The following is an 11663-nucleotide window of genomic DNA, read 5'->3' as shown; positions in this document are numbered from 1 at the left end:
CGCCCACATGGTTCGCACGTCGCGATCAACTCTTGGGCTCGGTCCACGGCGGGATCGGAACTCCTTCGGGACCCTTTGGATTGTCGGCTTTCTGCCCGCGGAGGCGAGCGGTATACGCAGCCATCAGGACGCGCTCCTTCTCGCTCATTGTCGCCTCCCACGCGGGCATGGCGCCGTTATTCGCGCCCTTGGTGATGACGGTGTAGAGGTCCGTGATGGTCTTCACGTTCTTGTACGAGTCGTCGGTCAGGTTCACGCCGTTGATCCCGCCGCCCTTGGGACCGTGGCACTGGGAGCAGTTGGCGGCGAACTTCGACTCGGCGACACGCATCAGCGACTCGTTCTTCATGAGGTTGAAGAGGTCCTCGGGATTGTTCTTGATGTCGCCCACACTCCCGAAGATCTTGCGGTCCTTCACAAGGTTCTGCTTCGCCAGTTCCGAGACGGGCGTCGGGGCCAGGGGGCTCATCTCCCAGAAGGCGTAGTAGAAGAGCGAGAAGACCACACTCCCGATGAAGATGAGGTGCCACCACCCGGGCGTGGGGTTGTCGAACTCCTGGATCCCGTCGTACTCGTGATCGCTCAGGTGGTCCTTGGGTGGTGTGCTCGAGGTCTGCTGCATATGGGGCGTGGAGGTGGGGTGGGGGGTGCTCATGCGTGCTCCTTGCCCGAGACTATGGAGGGCGCGAGGGGCGAGTGGGTTCCGGGGTTCGTCACGATCGGCGCGTCCTCGAGCGGGATGCGGGCGGCCTCACCAGCGGCCTGCTTGGACCGCCGGGCAAAGATCGACACGCACACCCCCGCGAAGACGACGAGAAAGATCACCATGGACACAACGGGGAAGATCCAGAGTTGGAGCGACCCCATGATCTCGCTGAGACTCATCGGCTGGCCTCCTGGTGGTGCGGCGCGACGGAGGACACGGACGGTGTTGGGGGTGTTGGGATGGCGGGCTGATCGGCGACCGCCGGGGTTTCCGCGGGTGCTGGCTTGGAGAAATCCACACCCAAACGCATCAGGTACGCGACCAGGGCGATAGCCTTCTTGTCCTCGAGTCGCTTGCCCTCGCCGGCGGTCTGGCTCCCCTGGACGGCGATGAGCTGCGCCAGTTCCTTCGCCTGGACCTTGGCGTGCTCGGTCGCGTTCGACTTCTTGATCATGTCGCCGTAGGGCACTCCCAGCATCGCCATCGAGTTCACGCGAGACTGGATCGCGTCGAAGTTCAAGTCTTGCGTGAAGAGGTGCGGATACGACGGCATGATGGACTCGGCGCTGAGATCCTGCGGGCGGTACAGGTGATCGGCCTGCCAACTCGCCGACTGGCGGAGACCTTCGCGAGCCAGGTCCGGACCGATGCGGCGAGAGCCCCACTGGAAGGGATGGTCATATTGCGACTCGCCCGGCCGGCTGAACTCGCCATACCGCTCGGTCTCGGCAAAGAGCGAGCGGATCATCTGCGAATGGCAGTTGTAGCAGCCCTCGGCGATGTAGACGTCACGACCGGCGAGTTCGAGAGGTGTGTACGGCTTCACCTGCGCCAGTTTCGGAATAAACCCGCCCACGAGTAGCGTCGGGATGAGTTCGAAGAGCGACGCCACGAGGACCGCGGCAATCGTCAGCACCGTGAACTTCATCGGCTTGCGCTCCCACACGCGGTGGAACCAGCCTTGGATCACCTTGGAGTCGAACTCCTTGGCGAAATCTGTGTTCGCTTCGAGCCGGCTCTGCGGGACCGGAGGATCCACGAACGTCGCGCTGAGCGGGGCGGCCTCGTGGACGGGCACGTCGTACGTCGACGGACGCGTGCGCCAGGTCATGAGCATATTGACGCCCGCGAGGATCATGCCCGAGAGGAAGAGCGTCCCGCCGAGGACGCGGATCCAGTACATGGGCATGAGGCGGATCACGGTCTCGAGGAAGTTGGGGTACTGGAGTTCGCCGTTCTCCGTGAAGGCCCGCCACATGAGGCCCTGGGTGATCCCCGCGGTATAGATCGCGATGACGTAGAGCAGGATGCCGATGGTCGCGGTCCAGAAGTGGGCCACCATCAGCTTCGTGCTCCAGAGTTTCGTCTGGAAGACGCGCGGGAGGAGCCAGTAGAGCATCCCGAAGGTCATCATCCCGTTCCAGCCGAGCGCGCCGGAGTGGACGTGGGCGATGGTCCAGTCGGTGTAGTGCGAGAGGGCGTTGACGCTTTTGATGGAAAGGAGTGGGCCCTCGAACGTGGACATGCCATAGAACGTCACGCCGAGGATGAAGAACCGGATGATCGGATCCACGCTAGTGATATCGCGCCACGAGACGCGGAGCGTGAGAAGGCCGTTGATCATGCCGCCCCACGACGGCATCCAGAGCATGACCGAGAAGATCATCCCCAGCGTGCTCGCCCAGTTGGGGATCGCGGTGTAGTGCAGGTGGTGGGGCCCGGCCCAGATATAGATGAAGACCAGCGACCAGAAGTGCACGATGCTCAGGCGATACGAGTACACCGGACGGTTCGCGGCCTTGGGCACGAAGTAGTACATCAACCCAAGGAACGGCGTCGTGAGGAAGAACGCCACGGCGTTGTGTCCATACCACCACTGCATCATCGCGTCCTGGGCGCCGGCGTACATCGACCAGCTCTTCATCCAATCCGAGCCGCTGGGCATCCGCCCGTGCGCCAGTTCGACGAGCGCGAGCGGGAGCGACATGCTGTTGCCCACGTGCAGAACGGCGACCGTGACGATCGTCGCGATGTAGAACCACAGCGCGACGTACATGTGACGCTCACGCCGGTTCTTCAGCGTCATGAAGAAGTTCACACCAAAGAACCCGACCCATACCACGGCGATCGCCAGGTCGATCGGCCACTCGAGCTCCGCATACTCCTTCCCCTGCGTGATCCCCATCGGCAGCGTGATCGCCGCGGCGACGATGATCGCCTGCCACCCCCAGAAGTGCAGATTGCTCAGCCGGTCCGACCACATCCGCGCCTTGCATAACCGCTGTGTCGAGTAGTACACCGCGGCAAAGATCGCGTTCCCCGCGAACGCGAAGATCGCCGCATTCGTGTGCAGCGGACGCAATCGCCCGAACGACCCGAACTCGGTGAGGTTGGCCTGGGGAAAGGCAAGTTGGATCGCGACGATCACGCCCACCAGCATCGCCACCACGCCGAAGACCACCGTGGCGAGGAGAAACTTGCGCACGATGGCATCGTCATACGAGAACGACTCCAGCCCCGGCGATCGTGACGCGCTGGCAGGAGCATGGGGAGAGGATGCGGACATGGACCAATCTCCTCGGGGTGAACCCGGCCAATAGAAGAAAAAACGATCCGAATATCGTCTTGACAGGACGATATCTTTCTGGATAAATATGTCAAGAAATACTGTGAGCGCTTTTCTGATACGAAATGTGTGACCATTCGTGCATGATTGTTGGTTTATGTTTGGTTTGTATTGACGATGCTCGGGTCATTTAGGAGTCGTTATTCCGGAGCCTAAATCATGCTGAGCCAAGGGACTGGATATGCCATTACGGCCATGGGCTACGTCGCATCCGCCGGCGGTAGGGCTGTTCTCGTCAAAGATATTGCTGACGCTGCAGAAGTTCCCGGACCTTACCTCGCGAAACTGATCCATGTCCTCGCTCGCAAGGGTCTGGTGACTACTCAAAGGGGAGTTGGCGGGGGAGTCGCCCTGGCAAAGCCGGCCACCGAACTCTCGCTGCATGATGTCTGCGTAGCGCTCGACGATCCCGCGATCCAGACTCGCTGTATGCTCGCTGAGGCCGAATGCTGCGACGAGCGGGGATGCCCGGCCCACAAGTTCTGGGCCGCCGAACGCGAGAAGATCCAGTCGTTCCTGAAGCGGACGATGGTCGCCGATATTGCCGCCTTCGAATCCATGCGCCGCTGGAAGGCCAACGGCCACCGACCGCCGACCGAGGCCCACGGCCCGTAATGGCCGCCGATGACATGGCACTACGATGCCCCCGATGAGTGTTCCCCTGCTTTCCCCCGAATCTCCCGTTGGGTCCGTGGACTCTCCCGCCCGCCTGGCCGAGCGGGCGATCGAGCAGTTCAGGAGCGACTTCGAGGGCGTGCGCGCGCAAATCGGTCGCGTCGTCGTAGGCCAGGCCGACGTCGTCGAGCACGCCCTGATCTCCCTCTTTGTTGGCGGGCATCTGCTGCTGGAAGGCGTGCCGGGCATCGGGAAGACGCTCCTGGTCCGATCGCTCGCGGGGGCGATGCGGCTGTCGTTCAATCGTGTGCAGTTCACGCCGGACCTCATGCCCGCCGACATTACGGGGACGCAGGTCGTCGCGGAGCATGAGGACGATTCTGGGAGACGCGTGCGCGAGTTTCGGTTCCAGAAAGGCCCCGTCTTCACCCAGATCCTGCTCGCCGACGAGATCAACCGCGCCACGCCCAAGACCCAGTCGGCGTTGCTCGAGGCGATGCAGGAGCGGAGCGTCACCGTCGGCGGCGAGACCCACGCGCTTCCCAGCCCCTTCCTCGTGATGGCGACACAGAATCCCGTCGAGCAGGAAGGGACGTATCCCCTCCCCGAGGCCCAGTTGGACCGGTTTCTCTTCAAGGTGCTTGTGGATGTGCCCGGGCGCGAAGAGTTGGGCCTGATCGTCGAACGGACGACCGGGGCGCATGATCCCACCATCGAGCCGACGCTCGACGCCGAGCGGATTCTCGCCCACCAGCGAGCGCTCCGTGACGTGACCGTCCCTGGGAACGTGCGCGACTTTGCCGTGCGATTGGTCCTCGCGACGCACGCAGGGCGTCCAGAGCGGTTCGCCTCGCCGATGGTCGAGCAGTACGTGCGTCTGGGGGCCTCGCCTCGTGCGGCTCAGTCGCTCGTCCTCGCGGGCAAGTGCAAGGCGCTCCTCTCGGGAAGGCCGTCGCTCGCGATCGACGACGTCAAGGCCGTGGCGCTCGCGGCGTTGCGTCACCGCCTGATCCTGAACTTCGAAGCCCACGCGGAGGGGATCACCGCCGACGCGATCGTGAGCAACCTCGTGCAGACCCTGCCACTCCAGGCGTCCTGAACCTTTGCACACCTCGGTAGAGCCTGACATGCGTGACGTGTTTCGACATCTGATCGGTGTGTTGCTCGCGCTCGTCGTTGCGTATTCGTCGGGATGCTCCAGCGGCCCGGGGCGCACGCCCAGCGATGCCCGCCCGCGCCTCGACGCGATCGCCGGGCGGACGCAGGTCGTGCCTATCGGCGACGAGTGGTTGAGCGATCTGCGTGTCGAGGCCTCGGGCGTGGTCGCGGCGGTCTTCGAGGATGGCACTTTGTGCCCGGTCCGTCTGCACGAACTCCGCGTCATCCCGTCGCCTGTGGGGAGTGACGAACTCAACGCGGACCGATGGCTCCCGCTCCCGGGGATCTGGGTGGACCGCCCGTTGACGCGCACGGACCTCACGACATTCCGTGCCGGGCCGGCATCGCGGCTCGTCCTGGTGATCGATGTCCCCGAGGGGCGCCCCGGGAGCGTGATTCGATTCCGCACGAAGCAGATCGACGTGAACTGGCTGACCTCGGCCGAAGACTCGGCACGCTCGAACCCCAAACTCCTCGACGCAGGAGGGCCCTGGGAGGCGACGATGTCGCTCGACCTCGCGACGAGCAAGAACTTCGCGGCCCTCTCCTGGCCCGAGTCTCGAAATCCTCTGGGGCGATGGCGCTATCGCATGCTGACCGACGGTCTTCGTCCGTTGCACCAGAGCGTCGGCTCGTCCAAGGCGTTCGAGTCGCGCGTGGCGGAGGCGATCGCGCGCCAGAACGAGGACCGCTGGGCGGTCGCCCTCGCACGAGTCTGGGAGGACGACTCGGGGTTGTGCGAGCGTCTTCGTCGGGCCCTGACCTCGGTCGTGGACTTTGGCACCAGCGTCATCGCCCCGGCGTGGCCCAGCGACCACGCGTCCCTCGATCAACTGCTCTTTTCAATCCTCGATCCTCGTGCGACGCCGCGATCTCGCACACAGTCCGTCGAACGCTGGCTGGATCAAAGAGCACCGGCAGTCGCGTGGATCGTGGATGACGCGGGCCTTTCCGACTCGACCGCCGAGGGTAGAGTCGCCACCATCGGCATTGCCAACCTCGCGACCCTCCCCACGCTCGCGTGGACCACGTCGAGCGCGAGCACCGAGGAGAAGCCCGTGCTCACGGCACTCGACCCGGGAAAGACGCTGCAGATCCCATTGCGATCTCCTGCCGGTGTTGGAGCGGTCGGCCCACGCATGCCCCAGGCGCACTTAGGCACCTGGTCCAAAGAGTTGCCCGTGGCCTGGGATGCGACGCCCGTGACGCCGCCGGGTCTGACCATCGGCCCGATGCTCCGCGACCTGTCGATGGACCACTGGATGGATGGTCGCACGGCGGTGGCTCCCGACTCCTGGTCGGCCAAGGGCATGCTCCAAGCGCGTACCTTCGAGGGTCCCGATCAAACTGGCCCGATGTTTGAGATCGTCCTGACCTGCACCTTCGATCAGGCCAAGACCGACGGCACCTCTCGCGGCATCGCCGAGGCGACCGAGGACACCGTGCGATTCTACTTTGGACCCTACGGCAATCCGCGGAGCGTGCTCCGCGTGAATCGAGCCGGGCAGATCGCCGAGGAGGCACGTCGCGCGGACATCGTCGAGACGCCGTCGGTGCGTTCGTCGGTGTCGGCGGTCGCCACCGAATCACGCGGATCGGGCACGTGGTCGATCCGATTGCCCGTGCCCAAGGAGTGCATCGCGTCGGATGGGACGCTGCTGGTGAGCGTGGTGCGATCGGACAGCGCGGGGCGTCGCACGTCGTGGCCTCGCGCGATGCTCCCCTGGCAGCACGAGCCGGGGCGCGCGGCGATCGACACGCGAGCCTGGACCACGGGCAAGCGCTAGACGCGCGTGCGCTTCGCGTAGATGAGCCACTCGACACCCAGCAGAGCGAGCGCCAGCAGCACGAACGATGGCCAGAACGACCGATCGTCCTCGGAGCGACTCGCTCGTCGTGGGTTGTCTGCTCGTTCCCGAAACGTGAGCGGGATCGAAGACTCGGCCGCGCTCTCGAGATTCACGGGGATGAGCGTGGTCTTGCCCCCGGTTGTGGCGGTGTAGACGCCGGCCTTGGGGAGCGTGCCGAGCGTGCGCTGGGCGTGCATCGGCGCGCCGGCATCGATCGTGCGCGTAATCGGTCCATCGATCGTGATCGGCGCCTCGCCCGCATCGATGCGGATGAGGTCGCTTGTCGTGTACGACATCGAGACCCCGCCCAGTCGATCGAGCGTGAGATACTCCACGGCAGAGGCCACAAAGAGCGCGAATCCCGGCTGGAGGGGCCAGTTGGAGAGTTCCGGGCGGAAGACGCAGGCGATGTGACGATCGCGCGCGTGATCGCCCTCGATGATCATGGGGCCGTCAGAGGTTGTGGCGAGGTCACGGAGCGTCCACTCCGGCGCGGCGTAGGCGTCGAGCGACCATCGAGTGTCCATGCGGGCGATGATCCCATCGAGCGAGAGTGTGCGCAAGGCCGGGTGGTCGCGTTCCCACAGGACGACGGACCGCGTCGCGCGCGCGTCAAGGGGCGTGGCAATGACGCCCGGGATCGCGCCGGTTGAGCCGAAACTCAGCGAGGCGCCCAGGGCCGGGCTTGGTGGCGTCCACCCGTCAAAGACGACGAGGTCGGCGTGGATCGCGCCCTTCGTACTGGCTTCGAGATAGTTGGTGGGCGAGAGGATGTCGAGTCGCTTGGGACGAAGTTCTTCGAGCACATCGCGGAGAGCCCAACCGAGTCCGACGGTTTGCGTTGATTCGACCCGGACGACCGCGATCGTGGGGCTGAGCGGCTCGCGGACGAGGATCGACGAGGCGTTGTCCGATTCCAGGAGATCCCGCTCGGCGAGGCGCGCCGTGACAAGACCTCCCCGGGGAAGCGGGATCGTGATCATGGCGCTCGAGCGTGCGGGTTTGTCCGAGGCGGCTGGGATCTTGATCGAGGCCGACGAGGCGTCGCGTCCGTCCACGAGCACGAGGCACTCGACGACTCGCGGCTCCCTCGCCGTGCTCAGCACGTCGATGAAGAGAATCGCGTTCGTGGGGTCATTTGCGCGGCGTGCGGCCGACAGCCCGACAATCCCGGTGTTGTGGGGCGCAACGCCCGGCGGCGGTGTGGGACGAGCCTCGGCCGCGGGTGGAGCGACCGAGAGAGCCTCGATCGCGGGATCCATGGGAATCGCAGCGTCGTCGTCGGTGATGACGATGATCCGCGCTCCCGCAGCGATATCTCCCGCGGACTCCATATCCCCAGTGGTGGAACCCGGGCCGACGCTCGTCGCGAGAGATCGGGCGAGGGAGAGGGCGCTCGCGAGATCGCCGGCCTGATCGGTCGATTCAATCCCATCGATTGACGTGCGAAGGAGATTGGTTGACGAGGTAAAGGCCTGGAGCACCTCCGCGTCCGCAGCGAACCGAACGATGCACACCGAGCCGCCGCCGCCCGAGATCCTTGAGAGCATGCCACCAGCGTTTGATCTCGCGACGCGCAACGCGACTCGTTTCGCCTCATCGAGTCGTGTCGTCGCGTTGGGTCCGTCACGGGCGCTCATCGAGGCCGAGGCGTCGATGACGAGCACGAGGCGCTCGCCACTCGACGATCCGATCACCGGCCGGCCTGCAGCGAGCACGAGGCACGCGAGGACGAGCGCCTGGATGATCAGCAGCAGACTCGACCGCAGGCGTCGGAATGGCACATTCGCCTCGAGGTCGCGTGTCGCCTCATCCCAGAAGACCACGCTCGAGACCCGTACCGGGCGACGCCGGAGTTTCAAGACATAGATCGCGAGCAAGAGAGGCCCCGCGATCGCGGCGGCCAGAATCGCGGCCCCGGGGCTAAGAAACGTCACGAGCCGCCTCCGCCGTCAGCGTGGGGCTCCGGGAGACGCGCGCCGGGGTGCGGTTTGTGCGTGAGGTTCCTCGCCGCCTTGAACCCGAGCCCGATGATGAACATCTCTCGCGAGACATCCCTGCTGGACTTGGGCTTGAACCCCTTCGCGTCGCGGAACATCGCCTTGGACTCGCGAAGGACTTCCGGATACTCCGCGCCCTCGAGGATCTTCATCACGAGGTTGCCGTTGGGCACGATCGCGTCCATCGCGACATCGAGCACGCGCCGGCAGAGACGAGCCGACAGCAGATCGTCCCCATGCCCGCTGGTGCTCGGCGCCATGTCGCTGAGGATCACATGGAACAGCCCGGCCGAGGCGTCGAGTGGTTCCTTCGCCCCCGTGATGCTCGCGAGCGCCTCGGCATACTCCGCAACGGGGGTGGTGAACGCGTCGCCCCGGAGCGTCACGACACGCTGACCCAGGGGCGCGGTCGTCTCGCTGAGATCGATGCCCACGGCGGCACCCGTTCGCCCGCTCCTTGCCGTGGAGCACGCGATCTTGTCGACGACCTGCAGCCACGAACCCGGGGCGCAGCCGAGGTCGAGCACGCGGTCGCCCGGGCGGATGACCTTGCAGCGTTCCTGGATCTCCAGCAGTTTGTACGCCGAGCGCGCGACATACCCCTCGGCCTTGGCCTTCTTGAAGTACTCGTCATGCAGAATTCGACGCTGCGCCACGTGCATGAAGCATATCGACGAAGCGGCGAGAGATGAGTCCCGGGCACGAGCGGCCGCGTGGCGACTACCCTCGCTCATGCCGACGAACAGCAGCAGTCCGAAGGGCCCCCGGACCATCCTCCCCGACCCGCGTCAGACGCCCCGGTTCGCGGGGATCTCGACCTTCTGCCGGTATCCGCGGGCCGAGGATGTGGACGCCGCCCACAGGCCCATCGACTGGCTGCTCTATGGCGTGCCGTTCGATTCGGGCGTGACCTACCGCCCGGGCGCGCGCTTCGCCCCGCGTGCCATTCGCGATGCATCGCAATACGTGAAGTCGTACCACATGACGCACCGCGTGAGCGTTGTCGAGAAACTCTCGATCGCCGACGCGGGTGACGCCCCGGTTCAGCCCTACGCCCTGAAAGAAACGCTCGAGGGAATCGCGGCGTGGGCGACGAATGAGGCCAAGTCGCACGGGGGAACCGGGAATCCCTCACGACTCCTCGCCGTCGGCGGCGACCACTCCATCGCCTACGCGAACATCAAGGCGACGCACGCGGGCGTCGGTCAGCCCCTCGCGCTCGTGCACTTCGACGCCCATCTCGACACGGTGGACAACGTCTGGGGCGAGTCCTGGGGGCACGCTTCGCCCTTCCGGCGCGCGATCGAGGAGAAACTGATTGACCCGATGGCCATGGTCTCCATCGGCGTGCGCGGGCCGCTCAACACGCCGACGGATCTCGAGTTCGCCCGCGACCATGGCGTGACGATCCTCACTCGCGAGGAGGTCGCGACCGATGCCGGGAAGCGCTCCCTCGCCACGAAAGTCCGCGAGATTGGCTCACGGCCGGCGTATCTCACCTTCGATATCGATGCGATCGATCCCGCCTTCGCGCCGGGCACGGGCACGCCCAACGTCGGCGGCCTGAGTTCCACCGAGGCACTCGAACTCCTGCGATCCCTCAAGGGTATCGACGTAGTCGGCGCCGATGTCGTCGAGGTTCTCCCCGATCGCGATCCCGCAGGGATCACGGCCTTTCTCGCGGCCCACATCGTGTTCGAGATCCTCGCCCTCGACGCGGCTCGTCGATGAGCCGACGATTCAGCGCCCGCTTCACGCCGGCGAGAGGACCCGCCGCAGCGCGAGGATCAGTTCAACTTGCCCCACCGGCCGCTCGACCCGCGTCGCGATCTCGGCGGGCGAGAGCCCCTCGTCGCTGAGCGTGTGGATCGTGCGGTGCAGCGGATCGATCGGGGGCGTGGTTGCTACTGGGGGCTGCTCGCGCCGCATCGGCTCGGACATCGCGAGCCGATCCTGCAACTCACGCTCGCCTCGATTCTGAGCACGATCGCCGTAAAGATCCCCAACCTGCTCATCAGCACGCGGCATCGGTTTTATCTCGGCCATGCCGGTGGGTGTGCGGTGATCGTGGCGATCGTCGTATCGGCGATCGTCGTGCCGGTCCCGTTCGCTGGCTGCCATTTCCGTCGCGCGGGCGATGGCGCTCGCGGCCGCGTTCTCGCGTTCCATTCGCGCGAGCGTGCTCTTGAGCGAGACGATCTCGCGCGCCTGCACCTGCGCCACCTCGTGGAGTTTCGCGATCGCCTGAGCCAGCGACTCGACGTCGCGCTCGGTTGGTGTTGGTCGAGTTGACTGCTGGGTGGCGAGCGCTCGCCGTGCCAGCCATGCCGCATACACGACAACTCCGAGCCCGATGAGCAGGATCCCCATCACCACCCAGCCGCGCACGTCGGCCTCGAGCGCAAGGACGCCGGGCAGGGGCGTCGCCTCGGCGAGCACAGGATGGACCGACAGCGTCATGATCCAGCACCATCGGCCAACGCCGCGCAAACTCTGCATTTCCTGCGCCCCAAGCCGGCCGTTTCGGCGCGTGTTGAGCCTTCTCTATGATTCCTGCGTGCCGAGACACTTGAACACTTCGATCAGAGGCCATCCCGCGGGAGGGGGATCGTCGCATGGGCTTCGCGTGCCGAATCCACCAGGAACGCGACAAACTCAGGCGAATGGGGAGGTCGAGCGGCCCTCCCGCGACGTCACCGCGACCTTCC

General features: G+C 65.4%; 10 protein-coding genes. 4 read left to right on the top strand and 6 right to left on the bottom strand.

All coding sequences use genetic code 11. The annotated features are described in order from the left end of the window. Positions 1–25: 25 nt before the first annotated feature. The 3 genes from IPK69_04920 to ccoN are packed head-to-tail and all read right to left on the bottom strand — an operon-like array spanning position 26 to position 3272. On the bottom strand, positions 26–655 hold the full coding sequence (locus IPK69_04920; protein ID QQS09966.1) for a c-type cytochrome: 630 nt from the start codon (positions 653–655) through the stop codon (positions 26–28). Next, positions 652–885, bottom strand: coding sequence for a cbb3-type cytochrome c oxidase subunit 3 (locus IPK69_04915; protein ID QQS09965.1), 234 nt, complete (start codon positions 883–885; stop codon positions 652–654). Before IPK69_04915 ends, IPK69_04920 begins: the two co-directional genes overlap by 4 nt. After that, entirely contained in the window at positions 882–3272 is a 2391-nt protein-coding gene (gene ccoN, locus IPK69_04910) for a cytochrome-c oxidase, cbb3-type subunit I (GenBank protein ID QQS09964.1), read from the bottom strand. The genes IPK69_04915 and ccoN overlap by 4 nt, the downstream gene beginning before the upstream one ends. 219 nt (positions 3273–3491) lie before the next feature. Here ccoN and IPK69_04905 point away from each other — a divergent pair, with 219 nt between their 5' ends. From IPK69_04905 to IPK69_04895, 3 genes are read left to right on the top strand one after another with little or no spacing between them, the layout of a single operon-like run. Further along, the gene (locus IPK69_04905) at positions 3492–3947 is read left to right on the top strand and encodes an Rrf2 family transcriptional regulator (GenBank protein QQS09963.1); all 456 of its coding nucleotides are present in this window, start codon (positions 3492–3494) and stop codon (positions 3945–3947) included. Between the two features lie 34 nt (positions 3948–3981). Beyond that, positions 3982–5046, top strand: coding sequence for an AAA family ATPase (locus IPK69_04900; protein ID QQS09962.1), 1065 nt, complete (start codon positions 3982–3984; stop codon positions 5044–5046). A 28-nt stretch (positions 5047–5074) separates the two neighbouring features. Next, positions 5075–6892 (top strand): hypothetical protein, encoded by a 1818-nt coding sequence (locus IPK69_04895; GenBank protein ID QQS09961.1) that lies wholly within the window; start codon positions 5075–5077, stop codon positions 6890–6892. Here IPK69_04895 and IPK69_04890 read toward each other — a convergent pair. Together IPK69_04890 and IPK69_04885 are read right to left on the bottom strand one after the other, a co-directional pair. Then, on the bottom strand, positions 6889–8892 hold the full coding sequence (locus tag IPK69_04890) for a BatA and WFA domain-containing protein (protein QQS09960.1): 2004 nt from the start codon (positions 8890–8892) through the stop codon (positions 6889–6891). The two genes, IPK69_04895 and IPK69_04890, sit on opposite strands and share 4 nt — an antisense overlap. After that, positions 8889–9617 carry an RlmE family RNA methyltransferase gene (locus tag IPK69_04885; GenBank protein QQS09959.1) on the bottom strand — a complete coding sequence of 243 codons (729 nt, stop codon included), beginning with the start codon at positions 9615–9617 and terminating at the stop codon, positions 8889–8891. The genes IPK69_04890 and IPK69_04885 overlap by 4 nt, the downstream gene beginning before the upstream one ends. On the opposite strand from IPK69_04885, the gene speB reads away from it, so the two are divergent. Beyond that, on the top strand, positions 9616–10686 hold the full coding sequence (gene speB, locus IPK69_04880; protein ID QQS09958.1) for an agmatinase: 1071 nt from the start codon (positions 9616–9618) through the stop codon (positions 10684–10686). The genes IPK69_04885 and speB overlap by 2 nt on opposite strands. A 21-nt stretch (positions 10687–10707) precedes the next feature. On the opposite strand, the gene IPK69_04875 is transcribed toward speB, so the two are convergent. Then, positions 10708–11415 (bottom strand): hypothetical protein, encoded by a 708-nt coding sequence (locus IPK69_04875; GenBank protein ID QQS09957.1) that lies wholly within the window; start codon positions 11413–11415, stop codon positions 10708–10710. Positions 11416–11663: the final 248 nt, after the last annotated feature.

Source organism: Phycisphaerales bacterium (assembly GCA_016699835.1).
Lineage (GTDB): Bacteria > Planctomycetota > Phycisphaerae > Phycisphaerales > UBA1924.
This window is presented reverse-complemented; position numbering and strand designations above follow the sequence as displayed.

What these genes read in the sequence shown, in the direction of transcription:
- IPK69_04900 (QQS09962.1), top strand. Translation starts at nt 3,982, where the DNA reads ATGAGTGTTCCCCTGCTTTCCCCCGAATCTCCCGTTGGGTCCGTGGAC.
- speB (QQS09958.1), top strand. Translation starts at nt 9,616, where the DNA reads ATGAAGCATATCGACGAAGCGGCGAGAGATGAGTCCCGGGCACGAGCG.
- ccoN (QQS09964.1), bottom strand. Translation starts at nt 3,272, where the DNA reads ATGTCCGCATCCTCTCCCCATGCTCCTGCCAGCGCGTCACGATCGCCG.
- IPK69_04905 (QQS09963.1), top strand. Translation starts at nt 3,492, where the DNA reads ATGCTGAGCCAAGGGACTGGATATGCCATTACGGCCATGGGCTACGTC.
- IPK69_04895 (QQS09961.1), top strand. Translation starts at nt 5,075, where the DNA reads ATGCGTGACGTGTTTCGACATCTGATCGGTGTGTTGCTCGCGCTCGTC.
- IPK69_04875 (QQS09957.1), bottom strand. Translation starts at nt 11,415, where the DNA reads ATGACGCTGTCGGTCCATCCTGTGCTCGCCGAGGCGACGCCCCTGCCC.
- IPK69_04885 (QQS09959.1), bottom strand. Translation starts at nt 9,617, where the DNA reads ATGCACGTGGCGCAGCGTCGAATTCTGCATGACGAGTACTTCAAGAAG.
- IPK69_04915 (QQS09965.1), bottom strand. Translation starts at nt 885, where the DNA reads ATGAGTCTCAGCGAGATCATGGGGTCGCTCCAACTCTGGATCTTCCCC.
- IPK69_04920 (QQS09966.1), bottom strand. Translation starts at nt 655, where the DNA reads ATGAGCACCCCCCACCCCACCTCCACGCCCCATATGCAGCAGACCTCG.